Below are 17,601 nucleotides of genomic sequence, written 5' to 3'. Positions count from 1 at the left end.
TCAGTGGAAATTCGGTAAATCGGTGTCTTTGAGCAGCTTGGCGGCGGCCGCAATGTCTGGCGCCAGCCAGCGGTCCTGCTCATAGGCCGGCACCACTTCACGCAACAGGCGCCAGGCGCGGTCAGTGCCGGCGCCGAAGCGTTGCTCTTTGAGGAACTCAAACGCCTGGGCCGCCAGCAGGTACTCGATAGCGAGGATCTGCGTCACGTTGGCCAGCACCTGGTGCAGCTTGAGCGCGGCATTGGTGCCCATGCTCAGGTGGTCTTCCTGCAGGCCCGAGGTGACGAAGTTGTCGAGCACCGCCGGTTGTGCCAATTGGCGGTTTTGCCCACACAGTGAAGCGGCGACGTACTGCACGATCATCATCCCGGAGTTGACCCCTGGGTTGCTCACCAGGAACGCCGGCAAGCCGCTGACGTGCGGGTTGATCAGACGGTCCAGGCGACGTTCGGCCACCGCGCCGATTTCGGCCATGGCAATCGCCAGCATGTCCGCCGCCAGCGCCACAGACTGCCCATGCGGGTTGGCCTGGGACACCACGCGGTAGTGGTCCGGCGTGCCGAGCACCAACGGGTTGTCGGTGGCGCTGTTGAGTTCGGTCTCGATCTGGCGGGTGGCGTGTTCTACCTGATCGCGCGCCGCGCCGTGGATCTGCGGGATCGAGCGGATACTCAGGGCGTCCTGGGTGCGAATGCCTTGGCTGCTGGCGATCACTTCGCTGCCATCAAGCAAGGCGCGCAGGTTGATGCCCACTTGTTGCATGCCTGGGTGGGGTTTGAGGGCGATGATTTCTTCGTCAAACGCGTCGATCTGGCCGCGCTGGGCTTCGAAGCTCATGGCGCCGATCACGTCGGCCCATTGCAACAAGTGATGGGCGTCGGCCAGGGCCAGGCAGCTCAGGCCGGTCATGCACGGCGTGCCATTGACCAGGCACAGGCCGTCCTTGGCGCCCAGCACTACCGGGTGCAAACCTTCCGCGCTTAATGCTTCTTGAGCCGGGACGATCCGGCCTTGATAACTCACAGTGCCCACACCCAGCAGGGCCACCCCGACATGGGCCATATGGGTCAAATAACCCACCGACCCCTGGGACGGCACTTGCGGTGTGATGCCATGGTTGAGCAACGCCAGCAACGAGTGCACCACCTGCGGATGCAGGCCGGATTTGCCGTGGCTGTAGTTGATGATCGCCGCGCAGATGATCGCGCGGGTCTGCTCGTCACTCAGTACCGGGCCGACGCCGCAGGCATGGCTCAGCAAGGTGTTACGCGACAACTGGCTGAGTTGTTCACCCTTGAGCGACACATTGCACAACGCGCCCAGGCCGGTGTTCACGCCATAGGCGCGCTCGCCGCTGGTGACAATGCGCTGCACGATCGCCTGGGCATTGTCGATGCGCGCCCAGGCCTGGCCCGAAAGCTCCAGGACAGCGCCATGACGGGCGACGGCGGCTACGTCCTGCCAGCGCAATGGCGCATCGGCGATGGTGATTTTTGTTGCCTGGGACATCTTCATACCTTCTTTAATTCTTGTGCAGCTTTGCCGGCCTCTTCGCGAGCAAGCCCGGCTCCCACAGCTGAACTGTGTGAACCGATTAACTTGTGGGAGCTGGCTTGTCGAATCGTCGCACCGCTGCGATAGCGCCAGCCGGCTCACCACAAGGTCGAAATCAGACCACCGCGGCCCGCCGCTGGACAAACCGATCCACATACTCATCCGCCGGCGAATGCAGGATCTCCCGAGGCGTGCCGACCTGGATAAGCTTGCCGTCCTTGAGGATCGCAATGCGGTTGCCGATACGCACGGCCTCATCGAGGTCATGGGTGATGAACACGATGGTTTTGTGCAGGGTCTTTTGCAGCTCCAGTAATTGGTCCTGCATCTCGGCGCGGATCAGCGGGTCGAGGGCGCTGAAGGCCTCGTCCATCAGGATGATGTCGGTATCCGCCGCCAATGCACGGGCCAGGCCGACGCGCTGGCGCATGCCGCCAGAGAGCTGGTGCGGATATTTGTTTTCGTAGCCCTTGAGGCCGACGGTTCCGATCCAGTGCAGGGCGCGTTCAGCGCACACCTGTTTGGTTTCACCCCGTACCTTCAGGCCGTAGGCGACGTTGTCGAGCACGCTCTTGTGGGGCAGCAGGCCGAAGCTCTGGAACACCATGCTGATCTTGTGCCGACGGAATTGGCGCAGGGCTTCCATGTCCAGTTGCAGGATGTCTTCGCCGTCCACCAGGATCGCGCCGCTGGTGGGATCGATCAGGCGGTTGAAGTGGCGCACCAACGTGGACTTGCCGGAACCCGACAAGCCCATGATCACGAAGATCTCACCCGTGCCGATGCTCAGGGACAGATCGTTCACGCCGACCACGCAGCCGGTCTCGGCAAGCACCTGGTCCTTGGTCTTGCCCTGGCCGATCAGCGACAGCGCATCCTTGGAGCGGGCGCCGAAGATCTTGAAGACGTTTTTAACTTCGATTTTGCTGACAGTAGTCATTTGCTCGCCTCATGCCGGGGACGACCATAGGCCTGGGTAATGCGGTCGATGACCACTGCGAGAATCACGATCGCCAAGCCGGCCTCAAGGCCACGCCCGACGTTGAGGGTCTGGATGCCGACAAGGACATCTTCACCCAAGCCTCGGGCGCCGATCATCGAGGCGATCACCACCATCGACAGCGCCATCATGGTGGTCTGGTTGATACCGGCCATGATGCTCGGCAACGCCAGCGGCAGCTGCACGCCGAACAGTTGCTGCCAACGGTTGGCACCGAAGGCGTTGATCGCTTCCATGACTTCGCCGTCGACTTGGCGAATCCCCAAATCTGTCAGGCGAATCAGCGGCGGTGCGGCGTAGATCACCGTGGCGAAAATCGCCGGGACCTTGCCCAGGCCGAACAGCATCAACACCGGGATCAGGTACACGAAGCTCGGCATGGTCTGCATGATGTCGAGCAGCGGCATCAGCACCGAGCGCAGGCGATTGCTGCGTGCGGACAGGATACCCAGCGGCACGCCGATCAACACCGAGATCACCGTGGCGACCATCATCAAGGCCAGGGTTTGCATCAGCTTGTCCCACAGGCCAACCGCACCTACGAGGAACAGCAAACCGACGATCACCGCCGTGGTCACCACCTTGCGGGTGGCGTGCCAGGCGACACCGCCGACGATGGCCAGCATCAGCCACCAGGGCGCTGCGCGCAGCAACCCTTCCAGGTTGACGATGGCCCACAGCAGGGTGTCGGAAATGTGCCGGAACACATCACCGTAGTTGGTGACCAATGAGTCCACCCAACCGTTGACCCAGTCGGCGATGGAAAACGTAAAACTCTCAGGAAACATATCGTGCTCTCGATCCAGTGGGTTGTGGCCAGGCGCCCGGCTGCCCCTCAGGGTAGCCGGGCACGCTTGACCTACAAGGCCGCGTCGATTTTCTTGGCTGCGTCGTCGCTCACCCAGGCGTGCCAGACTTCAGGATGTTCCTTGAGGAAAATTTTCGCCAGTTTTGGCGACTCAATGCGCTCCTTGGCCATGCGACCCAGGTTCTGGTTCAGCAGGTCGATAGGCAGGTTGACCTTTTCCAGCACAGCCACCAGTTCAGGCGCTTGCTCGTGGAAGGTCTTGGACAGGCCGACCTTGATGCTCACGCTTTTATCCACACCGGGCTTTTCTTCCAGCTTGACCAGGTCGACCTGGCCCATCAGCGGCGTTGGCGACCAGTAGTAGAACAGGATCGGCTCGCCACGCTTGTAGCTCGACAGCACGGCGGCATCCAGCGCCGGGCCGGTGCCTGGACGGAAGTTGGTATAGGTGCTTTCCAGGCCATAGCTTTTCAGCATCTCGCTGTTGTCCAGCTCGCAGGTCCAGCCAGCCGGGCAGTTGTAGAAACGGCCCTTGGACGGCTCTTCCTGATCCTTGAACACCGAGGCGTACTTGGCCAGGTCGGCAATATTTTTCAGGTCCGGTGCCTTGGCTTCCAGCTTGCGTTTGGCATCACCTTCGATCACATAACGCGGCACGTACCAGCCTTCGATAGCGCCGACAACCGGGGCGCCGACGCCGACGACTTTGCCGGCCTTCTCGGCCTTGTTCCAGACTTCACTGCGGCCCACCCATTCTTCGGCGAAGACCTGAATGTCGTTGCTGCTCAGGGCGTTTTCCATGGTGATGGAGTTGCCCGGCAGGCTGTCGGTTTTGCAGTCGTAGCCTTTTTCCAGCACGGTTTGCAGGATGTCGGTGAGCAACATGCCGCTTTCCCAGTTCAGGCCTGCGAATTTCACCGGCTTACCGGATTCGCACCAACCTGCCGCCTGGGCGCCAGCGCTTGCCAACACACCTGCAGAGAGCAAGGTGGCCATCAGGGTCTTATGCATTTTCATTGTTGTGACGCTCCCAATCTTGAAATGGATTACGGCAGTCAGTAGGCGTCCTGCCCTGTCCACGTCCCATCAGGCTTGTGCAGCCAGCCCGTTTGTTCTTGGTATAGCGCCCTGCTCTGTTGGCAGGATCAATTGATCGGGCACCGTGCCGTGCCATTTTTTCGCACACAGGTAATACAGCGCTGCCGGCAGCACCAGTCCGATGATCCAGGAAATATCCACATCACCCAGCGCGGCCACCAAAGGGCCGGTGTAGAACTTGGTGGAGATGAACGGCAACTGCACCAGCACGCCGAAGACGTACACGCTGATACCCAGCAGGTTCCAGCGACCGTAGCGACCGTTTGGGTCGGCCAGCGCCGGCACGTCATAGCGTTCACGGGTGATGCAGTAGTAGTCCACCAGGTTGATCGCGCTCCAAGGCGTGAAGAACGCCAACAGGAACAGGATGAAAGACTTGAATGCCCCGAGGAACGAATGCTGGCCGAGCAACGCGATCAAGGTCGCCGTGCCGACAATCGCCAGCACGAACACCAGACGCTGCAAGCGCGTGACCTCCAGGCGACCGCGAAAGCCGCTGATGATGGTCGCGATGCACATGAAGCTGCCATAGGAGTTCAGCGTCGAGATGGTGACCTTGCCGAAGGCGATGCTGAAGTACAGCAGCGCAGCAGTGACACCCGTACCACTCAAGCCCACGATGTAGGCGACTTCGTGACCGGCGAATTGCCCGTTGGACATCGCCGCGGCAAACACGCCGAGGATCATTGCCACCTGCGCGCCAATCACCGAACCCGCACCCGCGGCGAGAAAGGTTTTCAGCGAGGAGGTGTCGCTCGGCAAATAGCGTGAGTAGTCCGCCACGTAGGGGCCGAAGGCGATCTGCCAGGAGGCCGCGAGCGACACCGCCAGCAGGAAGCTGCTCCAGCTGAAATGGCGAATCTGCAAGAGTGCGCCAACGTCGGTCTGGCTCATCAGACGGCTGAACAGGTAGACAAAGGCAATCACGCCAATAACGCTGGCGACACGGCCGATGAAATGGATCACCCGATAACCGAGCACCGTGACCAGCACGATGACACTGGCAAAAATCAGGATACCGACGCTGTCGCTGACCCCGAACAACTGACCCAGCGCCTGACCGGAAAGTACCGTACCGGTGGCGGTGAAGCCGAGGTACATCAGGCACACCAGCACAATCGGGATCGCCGCGCCATACACCCCAAACTGCACCCGGCTGGAGATCATCTGCGGCAGGCCGAGCTTGGGCCCTTGCGCCGCATGCAACGCCATGACGCCACCGCCGATCAATTGACCGACCAACAGGCCGATCAACGACCAGAACACATCACCGCCCAGCACCACGGCCAAGGCCCCAGTGACAATCGCGGTGATCTGCAGGTTGGCACCCATCCACAGGGTGAACTGGCTAAATAGACGACCGTGTCTTTCCGCTTCCGGGATGTAGTCGATCGAACGCCTTTCGATCAACGGGGTGGTGCTTGCACGTGCGTCATTTGCAGCCATGTGTGTTCAACCTCTGATGGATTGTTTCCTGGTTCACTGCAGATCAAATGTGGGAGCGGGCGTGCTCGCGAAAGCGGACGTCCAGTCAATCTTTCTGTAGCTGACCCACCGCATTCGCGAGCCAGCCCGCTTCCACATTAGCTATTTGATCATCGGGAGATTGAGGCCCTGCTCTTTGGCGCAATCGATGGCGATCTGGTAACCGGCGTCCGCGTGACGCATCACACCGGTGGCCGGGTCGTTGTGCAGTACACGGGCAATGCGCTCGGCCGCTTCATCGGTCCCGTCGCAGACGATGACCATGCCGGAGTGCTGGGAGAAGCCCATGCCCACGCCGCCACCGTGGTGCAGCGACACCCAGGTCGCGCCGCTGGCAGTGTTGAGCAAGGCGTTGAGCAGTGGCCAATCGGACACGGCGTCGGAGCCGTCCTGCATGGCTTCGGTTTCGCGGTTCGGGCTTGCGACCGAGCCGGAGTCCAGGTGATCACGGCCGATCACGACCGGTGCCGACAGCTCGCCGCTGCGTACCATTTCGTTGAACGCCAGGCCCAGCTTGGCGCGCTGGCCCAGGCCAACCCAGCAGATTCGCGCCGGCAGGCCCTGGAAGCTGATGCGCTCACGCGCCATGTCCAGCCAGTTGTGCAGGTGGGCGTCGTCTGGGATCAGCTCTTTGACCTTGGCGTCGGTCTTGTAGATGTCCTGCGGGTCACCGGACAGCGCCGCCCAACGGAACGGGCCGATGCCACGGCAGAACAGTGGGCGGATGTAGGCCGGGACGAAACCTGGGAAGTCGAATGCGTTTTCCACGCCTTCTTCTTGCGCCATCTGACGGATGTTGTTGCCGTAGTCGAAGGTCGGGATGCCTTGTTTCTGGAATTCCAGCATGGCTTTGACGTGTACGGCCATCGACTGCTTGGCGGCCTTGATCACGGCAGCAGGCTCGGTCTTGGCGCGGGCGCGGTATTCGTCCCAGGTCCAACCGGCCGGCAGGTAGCCGTTGAGGGGGTCGTGGGCGCTGGTCTGGTCGGTGACCATGTCCGGACGCACGCCGCGCTTGACCAGTTCCGGCAGGATTTCCGCCGCGTTGCCCAGCAGGGCGACAGAGATGGCCTTGCCTTCCTTGGTGTACTTGGCGATACGCGCCAGGGCGTCGTCGAGATCGGTGGCTTGCTCATCGACGTAGCGGCTGTTGAGACGGAAGTCGATGCTGACCTGCTGGCATTCAATGTTCAGCGAGCAGGCACCGGCCAGGGTTGCCGCCAAAGGCTGCGCGCCGCCCATGCCGCCGAGACCGGCGGTGAGTACCCAACGGCCGGTAAGGTCGCTGTTGTAGTGCTGGCGGCCGGCTTCTACGAAGGTTTCGTAAGTGCCCTGGACGATGCCTTGGCTGCCGATGTAGATCCAGCTGCCGGCGGTCATCTGGCCATACATGGCCAGGCCCTTGGCATCCAGTTCGTTGAAGTGTTCCCAGCTGGCCCAGTGTGGCACCAGGTTGGAGTTGGCGATCAGCACGCGCGGGGCATTGCTGTGGGTCTTGAATACGCCGACCGGCTTGCCGGATTGCACCAGCAGGGTTTCGTCGTCATTCAGATGAGTGAGGCTCTCGACGATCTGGTCGTAGCACTCCCAGTTACGCGCTGCACGGCCGATACCGCCGTACACCACCAATTCTTTCGGGTTCTCGGCCACTTGCGGGTCAAGGTTGTTCATGAGCATGCGCAGCGGCGCTTCAGTCAGCCAGCTTTTGGCGGTGAGCTTGTTACCGTGGGCGGCACGGATTTCGACGTCACGGTACTTTGTAGGCTTGGTCACAGCTAGGACTCCTCGGCGATCGATGCGCGAACATGGATGGTGCGAAGCAGAGTCTTACGCACACATCTTTACTTGTACATACAAGCATATGCAATCAAGCGGCCAACTTCCCGAGGGCGCCGTGCGGATTTTTTTCGAAGTCGAGCTCAAGCCTTGGAAAATAAGGCTTTGAGACTTTATGAAATTTCTTGCGGAGGCGTTTTGCTACGCGAAAGGTTTGTCACGACAGCGGGGTTTTGCGCCACGCTGGGGCATTTGGTAACAAATTGGTGCGAGGGGCAGGAAACAGAATTTGTGCTTACCACAAAACAAATGTGGGAGCGGGCTCGCTCGCGAATGCGGTGGGTCAGCCAGCCTATCTGGTGCTGAGATACCGCATTCGCGAGCAAGCCCGCTCCCACAGTTTTAACCGCGCGGAGCCAGCTCGATGATGCAGCTGCGGCCACTGACGGAGATGTCCAACACGCCAGTGTTACCGTCCACTTGCAGGCAATCGTGATGACCCAGCTTCTGGTCCAACACCTTCACTTCATCAGCCACGCTGAACACCAGCACCGTCTGAGCGGTACTGAAAAAACGCTGCACACCGTCGATCCACTGTAGGCGGGCGTGGTAACGCTGTGGCGAATAGATCAGGTTGAAATCGCGGATCGGGCCAGTGATGAGCCGGCACGACACCTGGCTGTCACCTTTGAACGCGAACGGTTGCAGCGGTAACAACCCGCGCTGTTCCTCACCATCCACGGTCAACACCATGCCCGCGCCTTTGATCACAGTGATCACGCGCTGGTAGCCGGCGAATGTGGAGAACCCGCCCGACTCACCGATATCGGCAATCGACAGGCGCCAGCCAAAACCATCCAGGCCAGTACCGGCATCGCGGGTAATTTCTTCGGTGCTGCCGCCGCCGTTTTTCCACGGCATGCGTACGTAATCGGCGGCGCGCCAGACTGTTACCGAACTCATTTGCTGAAACGTCCTTCCAGGCTGTGACGGGAACCGGGGTGGATCAAACGCGCGGCGGTCACCGGCTGGCGGCCCGACCAGGTGCGTCGGCGAATCAACAGGCACGGTTCGGTGGGTTCGATCTGCAGCAGCTTGCACTCGGCCGCGTCGGCGAGGATGGCTTCGACCACGTGCTCGCCTTCGGTCAGTGGCGCCACCTGGTTCAGGTAGGCGTAGGGCGTTTGCTGGGTGAAATCCTGCTGCAGGTATTCCGGCGCGACCAGGGCGTTGACGAAACGGTCTTCGATTTGCACGGGAATATCGTTTTCGAAGTGCACGATCAACGAGTGGAATACCCGTCCACCTTCGCGCATCTCCAGGGCGACGGCGCGCTCGGAACCGGCGGCCTCTTCGCCCAGGTGGATGACCTGGCAGGTATGCCGATGACCGCGGGAGGCGATCTCATCGGCAATGTTGTGCACTTCGAACAGGGCAGACTGGCTCTTGGGCTCAGCGACAAAGGTGCCGACACCTTGCATGCGCACCAACAACCCTTCGGCGGTGAGCTCGCGCAGGGCGCGGTTGATGGTCATGCGGCTGAAACCCAGCTGGCTGACCAGTTCGCTCTCCGACGGCACGCGGTAATGAGGCGGCCAGTTGCCGTTGAGAATCTGCTGACTGATCATCTGTTTGACGCGGGCATACAAGGGCGCCGGACTTTCGTCCATGTGGGCAGCCAGCGAAGACTTGGCAGGCGGAGTCGGCACAGGGAATCCTTGCAGGGGGAAAAGATGCATAGATTGCCGGAGTTTACCGAGCAGGCAAACGTCTGTATATGTATATACAAATAAACACACGACCGGGGTGCCTTGATCATGTCCGCTTTCTTTGCCGAACGCGCGCTGCTGCCTAATGGATGGGCCAATGATGTACGTCTTGAAGTCAGCGCCGATGGCCTGCTGATCAAAGTAGAGGCCAATGCCAGGGCAGAGGGTGCAGAACGGCTGAGAGGCCCGGTGTTGGCGGGCATGCCGAACCTGCACTCCCATGCATTCCAGCGTGCCATGGCCGGTTTGGCGGAAGTTGCCGGTAACCCGAATGACAGTTTCTGGACCTGGCGCGACCTGATGTATCGCATGGTGGGCAAGATCAACCCGGATCAATTGCAGGTGATCGCACGCCAGCTGTACATCGAAATGCTCAAGGCCGGCTACACGTCGGTGGCCGAATTCCACTATGTGCACCATGACATCAGCGGCCAGCCGTATGCCGATCGTACGGAGCTGTCGCGGCAGATCAGCCAGGCGGCAGCCAGCAGCGGGATTGGCCTGACACTGGTGCCAGTGCTTTACACCCACTCCGGGTTTGGCGGCCAGGCGCCAAATGAAGGCCAGCGACGGTTTATCAACAGCACCGAACACTACCTGGACCTGCAGGCGCAGTTGAAACCCATCCTCGCCGCACAACCGGCGCAACAGTTGGGGTTGTGTTTCCACTCTTTGCGTGCGGTGACGCCCGAACAAATCAATGCAGTGCTGGCCGCCAGCGACAAGGCGTGCCCGGTGCATATCCACATCGCCGAACAGCAAAAAGAAGTCGATGACTGCCTGGCCTGGAGCGGCAAACGTCCGCTGCAATGGCTGTATGACAACGTAGAAGTGGATGAGCGCTGGTGCCTGGTGCATGCCACCCATGCCGATGCGGATGAAGTCGCGCGCATGGCCAAGAGCCGTGCGATTGCCGGCTTGTGCCTGACCACCGAGGCCAACCTGGGTGACGGGATTTTCCCGGCGGTGGATTTTCTCGCCCAGGGCGGACGCATGGGCATCGGGTCCGACAGCCATGTATCACTGAGCGTGGTGGAAGAGTTGCGTTGGCTGGAATACGGCCAGCGCTTGCGCGATCAGCGGCGTAACCGGCTGTATCGCGGTGATCAGCCGATGGTCGGCCGCACGCTGTTTGATGCCGCGCTGGACGGTGGTGCCCAAGCGCTGGGGCAGCCGATTGGTCGATTGGAAGTGGGTAAGCGAGCGGATTGGATTGTGCTGGACGGTAATGATCCGTACCTGGCGACGGCAACGGAGGACGGGATTCTCAATCGCTGGCTGTTCGCAGGCGGAGATCGGCAGGTGCGGGATGTGCTGGTCAATGGGAAGTGGGTGGTGCGCGATGGGCACCATGCCGGCGAAGAGGACAGCAATCGCGCCTTCACACAGGTATTAAAGGACTTACTCGATTAAAACTGTGGGAGCGGGGTTGCTGGCGAATGCGGTGTGCCAGTCATTGCATCTGTCGACTGACACGCCGCATTCGTGAGCAAGCCCGCTCCCACATTTTGATCCGCATTGATTCAGGGTTATTGCGAGGTTTTCGCCATCTGCTTGTCCGACGTGCGCCAGATCAAACGTGTGGTGTCATACCCCTGTTGCCGCGCCCTGCTCAGCAGGTCTTCGCGGGTGTCCGCATTGACCGTCGGCGTGCGCGACAAGATCCACATGTAGCGCCGGCTAGGGCTGCCGACGATCGCAGTCTTGTAGTCATCGCTGACATACAGCACCCAGTAGTCGCCCTTGGCGACGCCGGGTAACAGCGCGGTAAACCAGTTATTGAATTCCACCCAGAGCTTGTCGGTCTTGCCTGGCACTTGCGGGGTGGCGGTGCCCTTGGCTTCTTCCCACTTCCATTCGGTCGTCAAGCAACGGTTGAACACCGACATATCGCCATCGGGCAACAGGGTGTAGCGCGCTTCGGACTGGGCGCAATTGCGCTGGAAATACATCGGCAATCGGGCCAACTCATACCAGGTGCCCTGGTAACGCTTGAGGTTGACGCTGCCGGCTGTCTTGGGTTGCAGATCATCGCCAGAATGGCTGGCGCAGCCCGCCAAAAACAGGCTGGCACAAAGGAACAAAACAAAACGCATCATTCTTCTTCTCCCGCAGGCTCTCGCCCCGGTTTACTTCAGGCCTTGCCCGGAAAACATCAGAACTTTGTCACCGGCATATTGAACGCTGATAAAGCTGGTTTTATCGCCCCAGGTGCAACTGGACATGCCCAGCGCGCCGGAACAATCGGTCGGCTTACCCAGCAACGACTCCACCTCAGCCTTGGCCATGCCAGCCGACAACTTCGCGTAGTTTTCTTGGTTGACCTTGCTGCAAGCGCCCAACAACACGCAAAAAGCCAGCAAAGCGAGACGGCGTAACGACATGGAAAAACTCCTGGAGGGACGAAGCAGCGTGGGTATCTGCCAGAAGCTTAGAAGGGAAAAGAGGTGTCTGGTTCCCGATGAACGAAAACAAAAAAACCCCGAAAACGCTGAAACGTTTCGGGGCTTCTTCAAGGGTGAACCGGCTCACAACAACGCCGGTCACTTATCGCATCAACTTACTTCTTGTGATAGGCCGTCACACGCTCAACTTCTTCCTTTGAACCCAGGAACACCGCCACACGCTGGTGCAGGCCTTCAGGCTGGATGTCGAGGATGCGCTGGTGGCCGTCGGTCGACGCGCCGCCCGCTTGCTCGACCAGGAAGGACATCGGGTTGGCTTCGTACATCAGGCGCAGCTTACCTGGCTTGGACGGCTCGCGGCTGTCGCGTGGGTACATGAACAAGCCACCACGGGTCAGGATGCGGTGCACGTCGGCGACCATCGCGGCGACCCAGCGCATGTTGAAGTTTTTCTTCAACGGGCCTTCTTCGCCTTCCATCAGTTCGTTGACGTAGCGCTTCACCGGCTCTTCCCAGTGACGCTGGTTGGACATGTTGATCGCGAATTCCTGGGTGGAAGCCGGGATGGAAATGTCTTCGTGGGTCAGTACGAAGCTGCCCATTTCGCGGTCCAGGGTGAAGCCTTTGACGCCGTCGCCCAGGGTCAGTACCAGCATGGTCTGCGGGCCGTAGATGGCGTAGCCGGCAGCGACCTGCTCGGTGCCTGGCTGCAGGAAGGCCTTTTCGTTCAGGGCTTCGTTCTGGCTCAGGTATTCGTTCGGGCAACGCAATACCGAGAAGATGGTGCCGACCGGGGCGTTGATGTCGATGTTGGACGAGCCGTCCAGTGGGTCGAACACCAGCAGGTAGGCGCCTTTCGGGTATTTGCCGGGGATCTGGTAGGCATTGTCCATTTCTTCGGACGCCATGCCGGCCAGGTGACCGCCCCACTCGTTGGCTTCGAGCAGAATCTCGTTGGAGAGCACGTCGAGCTTCTTCTGCACTTCGCCCTGCACGTTTTCGGTGCCCATGCTGCCCAGGACACCACCCAGTGCGCCTTTGGACACGGCGTGGCTGATTTCCTTGCAAGCACGCGCCACCACTTCGATAAGGAAGCGCAGATCGGCAGGCGTGTTGTTGCTGCGGGTCTGCTCAATCAAATAGCGACTCAAGGTAACGCGGGACATGTAAGGCTCCGGAAAATGGGGGGCTTGAAAACCCGCGCAGTTTAACGCGAGTCGGGGCGTATTTCCTCCTATCAGAGGATTTAAACCCAATAGAGTTCATGGACTTTATTTAACGTGCCACCGGCGGCTTGCGCAGCAAACTGTAGGCCATGGCGCCCAGTGCCGCCACGCCGAGCAGCAGCACGGCCCAGAGGCCGAGCTTCTTCAGGTCGGGGCCAGTGTCGGGTAACGCAGCAATCGCAGCCGGTTTGACCGCGATCTCCCCCGCCAACGTGGCCTGGCCCAAGGTTTTCAGGCGCTCGTCACGGTAATCGGGGATCAGCGTCGACAGCGGCAAGTTCGCCCCTTTCACGGACACATTCCCCAACGCCAGGGTGAACGGCGGCTCACCCCGTGCCAGGAACACCAACTGCGTGGCCCGTACGGCAACGCGCAACACGGGCGCTTCGACGCCCAGGCCGCCGCCCCGCTCGTCCACCTGCAATCTCAACTGAGCAACCGCCTGGCCCGGCAACTGCAATTCATCCTGCACCACCTCCTTGCCGTTCTGGCTCAGGCGGTACAGCAGGCCATTGCTCAACGGCTGCCACGCTTGCTTGACCTCACTTCGCCCCGACAACGTCACGGGCGCCAGCGTGTTGGGCTGCTTCAACTCGACCCGCAAGCGCTCCACATTCAGCCCCGTGGGCAATTGCCAGCTGTACTCGCCCGCCTTGAGGCGACCCCCCGGCAACGCTTGCGACCACACCAACGGCATCGGCAGGTTACTGCGAGTGGAGCTCTCCAGGCGGGCCGACGTCAGCAACGGCGCCGCCTGGCCCTGCCACACCAACCGCAAGTAACGCGCCGATTGACCGGGCAGGCTCACGTCATGCTGCTCGACCCGCTCATCGGCAAATGACAAACGCGCCACTTGCCCATCACCCCAGGCTTGCCAGTGCTGCAAATCATCACTGGCTTCAATGCTGAAACGCTGGAAGCCCTCTTGCTCATGGCTCCAGTCCAGGCTCAATTGCTGCAACGGCGCCTTGATCGCACTGGCGTCCAACACCCAGCCACGCAGTACCTGCTTGCCGGGCTTAGCGGCAGTGGACGGTGTGATTTCCACCAGGGCGCCGGTGGTGGTGGCCTTCATCACCACGTCAGGCAAGGCTTGCTCGGTGTCGGCAGCGTACAGCGGGAACCACTTCACGTCGGTGACGTTGCGGCTCTCGGTGCGCTGCGCGGACGGGCGCGACAACGCATACGCCTGAGGCTCACCGGCAGCGTCGAAAACCCGAACATCGCTGAGATTTGCCTGGCGCGCGCTCATTTGAACCGCCAATGGCAGCTCCAGGCTATACCAGGGACCAGCGCCGCTTACGGCCAGCGGCACCTGGGTGGCGAAATCAGCCGGACGTTCTTGAGCAAACGTCGCCGAACACAGCATCCATATCGTCAACCCACTCAGACTCAGCCTGCCCATCAAGAAGATGCTCCCTCAGGTTCAACGCGCTTAGGCGGCAGCGGCGCAAAGTAGCCAACCACCAGCAACAAACCGCCCACGCCGATAAACGACACGATCCGCGCCAAACCGCCACGGTTGCTCAGCTCGACAAAGAACAACTTGGCCACCACCACGGCAATCAGTGCCGCGCCGATCAGCCACACTTCGCGACGATGGCGCAAATGGCCGCCGATCATCAGTCCGAGGGCAATAAGGGTCCAGACGATCGACAGGCCGGCCTGCACCAGCATGGACTCCAGCAACGCATCCAGATGAAACGGCACGCCGCCCCAATGGTGGGCGGTACGCATCACCAGCGCGGTGAAGAATGCGAACAGCGAAATGCCGGCCACGCCCTGGGCGATCAACTCAACGCGCGGCCCACGTTCCGGCGCCGCACTGCGCGACCACAGGTAAATGCCCAGCAGCGCGAACAGCAGGCCCAGGTCCAATGGGTTGAGCAGTGGCACATAGGGCAGCGGCTTGGCCGTGCCGTCACTAAAGATGTTCGCCAGCCAGAACCAACCCAGCATCAGCACCGCCAGCGGTAATGCAGCGAATACGCGGTATTCCCTGGGGTAGGCCGACACCGGCCATGGCCAATGGCGCGGTGCGGCAGCCAGCACGAGATAGAGACTTGGCAGAATCGCCCAGCCCAACCAGCGCCAGGCGTTGTATTCGCTCGACAGCACCAGCAGGCCGTAGCGCAGTTCCAGCGCCAGCACACCGATCAGCATCCAACAACCCAGTACGTGAGCCGCGCTCAGCACTTTGCCGGGCACCACCGTCGACAAATGCCGCAGCGAGATGAAATGCACCACGAACACCACCCACCAGGCCAGCCAGCCGAACTGCGCGGCCGGGTGGTAATACTCGGTCCACGCGCCCAACAACACGAGCCCCACCGCAGGCATCAACAACGTGCTGGCGATACCCAACGCCGCCCAGCGCAAACGCAGCGCCAGTGCCGTCCAGATCACCACGCTCAGCGCGGCCGCCAGCACCAACAGCGAAGCGTGCAAGGCCGCAGGTGCCAAGCGCCAGACTTCAATGATCACCGCCAACGCCCACCACGCCACGCCCCAGGCCAGCAGACCGGCGGACAAGCGCCCACGGGGCAAGCACCAGGCGCCGAGCATGGCCGCCAAGGCAATGATCAGCGGTGTCCAGGCATTGTTCACGGGGTCGAGCGCAAACAGCGCGCCCGCAAGCACTTGCACGGCAACGCCACAGCGCACAACCCATGGCGAGCCGATACGCAGGCCCGCCCACACGGTCGCAAGGCCCGCAACCGACCAACTGACGATGCTGCCTTGGGTCGAAAACACCAGCGGCGCCAGCAGGTAAGCGCAGCCCAGGCCGAGGACGGCGAGCCCTGGAGCGCCGAGGCGCTCCCAACGCCGGGTCTGTTGCGGCGCGGCGTTGTGTATTTGATAAAAGCTGAACAGCAGTGCCGCACCCAGCAGCAACGCTCCCAATGGCGGCCCCTGCAGCAAGGTGTCCTGGCCATCGCGCAGTTCGCCGAGGAAGGCGAGCAGCGAACCCAGTTGCAGCAATAGGGCGAACGCCCGCGCGACGGGGCGATGCTGGCGTAGACCGAGCCAGAAGATCCCGGCGCCTTCGACGGCCCACGCCGCAGCAGTCCAGCGCGCATCAAGGCCCAAGGGAATGGCCAGGCTGGCGAAGATCACGCCAAGGGCCAGGCAGGTTTCCGTCAGGAGCAAGGCGCGCGCGCCACTGAGCACGCGGGCCAAGACCATGTAAATGATGCCCAGGCCCAGCGCACTGAACGCAGCAGCGAACTCAAGGTGTTGTACCAGCGCGAACTGCAGACCGAAGCCCACCAGCGGTGGGCCGAATAACAACGTGCCATCGACATAATCCCCCTTGGCCGCCGACCAGCGCAGTTGCGCGCCACGGCTGGCATCTTCGGGGGCGTCCTGGGTTTCCAGCAATTTACGCCGCGCGAACAACAGGCCGATAGCCAGGTACATCAGGAAAAACAGGATCAGGAACGGCTCGGTGCTCCACAGCAGCTCCGGCGTGTAGGCGCGCATGCCCCAGGCGAAACCAATACCAAAGGTGCCAACAAAACCGATCACGTTCAGCAGGCGCCAGGCTTTGAACCAGGCAATCGTGAGGATGCCGGCGTTGAGCAACGCAAAGTAGCTGAACAGCGCCACATGGCTTCCAGCGCCGGTCGACACCAGGATCGGTGCCGCAAAACCACCCAACGCCGCCGCACAGGCCAGGCCGATGGCATCCTGGGTGATTGCCAGGATCGCCGAACAGACCGTGACGGCTACCAGCAACCCCATTGCGGCGCCAGGATCGATCAGGGGATGCAAACGCATTGCCGCAAATACCGTGAGGTACAACACGGCAATCCCCGCGCCTTGCAGCATCAAGCCGTAGTTGCCGTTGCGCAGCCGCAGCCACCAGCCCAGGCCCAGCAGGCCCAACGCGGCAGCGGCAACGCCGGCGTAGCGCAGCTCGATCGGCACCACCATGCCTTCAGTGGCATAACGCAGCAGGAAAGCCAGGCCGAGGAACAACAGCACCACGCCGACCCGCAGCACGGTGTTGCCGCCAAACAGCCAATTGCGCGCACCTTCAATGGCGCGCTTGATAAGGTTGGGGCCGCGAGGGATTGCAGGTTCTTTAGGCGTCGGCGCCGGAGCCCACACGTCATCCGGCAGCGGCTGGCTCGGTTCGGCGCCCCTGGTAACGGGGGCCAACTCGGCAGGCAGCTCCCACACCAGCTCGGGCGGTTTGGCGACAGGTGCCGATTCGGGAACAGAGGGCTCGACCTTCACGCTGCTTGCAGGCGCGGGCACTTCCAGTTGCCGCAAGCGCTCGCCCAGCGCGATCAGCGACTTCTGCGTGGTGTCCAACTGACGCGCCTGCTTGTCCGCCTGGGCCGACAGCTGCGCCAGGCGAATCGCCTGGCCAATGCCCAGCCCCAGCAGCGCACCGATACCCGCATCACTGAACGATTCGTCGAGCGTCCAGCCGAGCACCAGGCCAATCAGCATGAAAATCCATTGCATGGTC

14 protein-coding genes are annotated in these 17,601 nt (G+C 61.4%); 1 reads left to right on the top strand and 13 read right to left on the bottom strand.

From position 1 onward, the window contains the following. The 8 genes from hutH to hutC form a co-directional block, all read right to left on the bottom strand. A complete protein-coding gene (gene hutH / locus BMZ57_RS20040; protein WP_029529263.1) occupies window positions 1-1,509 on the bottom strand; it encodes a histidine ammonia-lyase in 1,509 nt (502 codons plus the stop codon). A 160-nt stretch (window positions 1,510-1,669) separates the two neighbouring features. Next, window positions 1,670-2,494 carry a quaternary amine ABC transporter ATP-binding protein gene (locus tag BMZ57_RS20035; RefSeq protein ID WP_010213841.1) on the bottom strand — a complete coding sequence of 275 codons (825 nt, stop codon included), beginning with the start codon at window positions 2,492-2,494 and terminating at the stop codon, window positions 1,670-1,672. Then, the gene (locus tag BMZ57_RS20030) at window positions 2,491-3,342 is read right to left on the bottom strand and encodes an ABC transporter permease (protein ID WP_010213842.1); all 852 of its coding nucleotides are present in this window, start codon (window positions 3,340-3,342) and stop codon (window positions 2,491-2,493) included. Before BMZ57_RS20030 ends, BMZ57_RS20035 begins: the two co-directional genes overlap by 4 nt. A gap of 71 nt (window positions 3,343-3,413) precedes the next feature. Continuing rightward, window positions 3,414-4,379: an ABC transporter substrate-binding protein gene (locus tag BMZ57_RS20025; protein ID WP_010213844.1), complete on the bottom strand. Its 966-nt coding sequence runs from the start codon at window positions 4,377-4,379 to the stop codon at window positions 3,414-3,416. 69 nt (window positions 4,380-4,448) lie between these two features. Then, the gene (locus BMZ57_RS20020) at window positions 4,449-5,906 is read right to left on the bottom strand and encodes a purine-cytosine permease family protein (protein WP_021492183.1); all 1,458 of its coding nucleotides are present in this window, start codon (window positions 5,904-5,906) and stop codon (window positions 4,449-4,451) included. 141 nt (window positions 5,907-6,047) lie between these two features. After that, window positions 6,048-7,718, bottom strand: a complete 1,671-nt coding sequence (gene hutU / locus BMZ57_RS20015; protein ID WP_010213847.1) for a urocanate hydratase — start codon at window positions 7,716-7,718, stop codon at window positions 6,048-6,050. Between the two features lie 405 nt (window positions 7,719-8,123). Beyond that, entirely contained in the window at window positions 8,124-8,684 is a 561-nt protein-coding gene (locus BMZ57_RS20010) for a HutD/Ves family protein (RefSeq protein WP_069672826.1), read from the bottom strand. Then, window positions 8,681-9,391: a histidine utilization transcriptional repressor HutC gene (gene hutC / locus BMZ57_RS20005; protein WP_232920667.1), complete on the bottom strand. Its 711-nt coding sequence runs from the start codon at window positions 9,389-9,391 to the stop codon at window positions 8,681-8,683. The genes BMZ57_RS20010 and hutC overlap by 4 nt, the downstream gene beginning before the upstream one ends. A 147-nt stretch (window positions 9,392-9,538) precedes the next feature. Here hutC and BMZ57_RS20000 point away from each other — a divergent pair, with 147 nt between their 5' ends. Then, window positions 9,539-10,903 carry a formimidoylglutamate deiminase gene (locus BMZ57_RS20000; RefSeq protein WP_069672827.1) on the top strand — a complete coding sequence of 455 codons (1,365 nt, stop codon included), beginning with the start codon at window positions 9,539-9,541 and terminating at the stop codon, window positions 10,901-10,903. 116 nt (window positions 10,904-11,019) lie between these two features. Here the strand turns inward: BMZ57_RS20000 and BMZ57_RS19995 are convergent, their stop codons facing one another. From BMZ57_RS19995 to BMZ57_RS19975, 5 genes are all read right to left on the bottom strand, one after another. After that, window positions 11,020-11,589 carry a lipocalin family protein gene (locus tag BMZ57_RS19995; protein WP_010213852.1) on the bottom strand — a complete coding sequence of 190 codons (570 nt, stop codon included), beginning with the start codon at window positions 11,587-11,589 and terminating at the stop codon, window positions 11,020-11,022. Window positions 11,590-11,619: 30 nt separating this feature from the next. Then, window positions 11,620-11,874, bottom strand: a complete 255-nt coding sequence (locus BMZ57_RS19990) for a hypothetical protein (protein ID WP_010213853.1) — start codon at window positions 11,872-11,874, stop codon at window positions 11,620-11,622. Window positions 11,875-12,050: 176 nt separating this feature from the next. Next, window positions 12,051-13,061: a class 1 fructose-bisphosphatase gene (locus tag BMZ57_RS19985; RefSeq protein ID WP_003187818.1), complete on the bottom strand. Its 1,011-nt coding sequence runs from the start codon at window positions 13,059-13,061 to the stop codon at window positions 12,051-12,053. A 109-nt stretch (window positions 13,062-13,170) separates the two neighbouring features. Continuing rightward, entirely contained in the window at window positions 13,171-14,526 is a 1,356-nt protein-coding gene (locus BMZ57_RS19980; protein ID WP_010213854.1) for a DUF3999 domain-containing protein, read from the bottom strand. Continuing rightward, window positions 14,526-17,597, bottom strand: coding sequence for a DUF2339 domain-containing protein (locus BMZ57_RS19975; RefSeq protein ID WP_069672828.1), 3,072 nt, complete (start codon window positions 17,595-17,597; stop codon window positions 14,526-14,528). The genes BMZ57_RS19980 and BMZ57_RS19975 overlap by 1 nt, the downstream gene beginning before the upstream one ends. Window positions 17,598-17,601: the final 4 nt, after the last annotated feature.

It is taken from the genome of Pseudomonas simiae, assembly GCF_900111895.1.
GTDB lineage: Bacteria > Pseudomonadota > Gammaproteobacteria > Pseudomonadales > Pseudomonadaceae > Aquipseudomonas > Aquipseudomonas simiae.
Note: the sequence above shows the minus strand (reverse complement) of the source record. Positions and strands in the feature narration are given on the sequence as shown.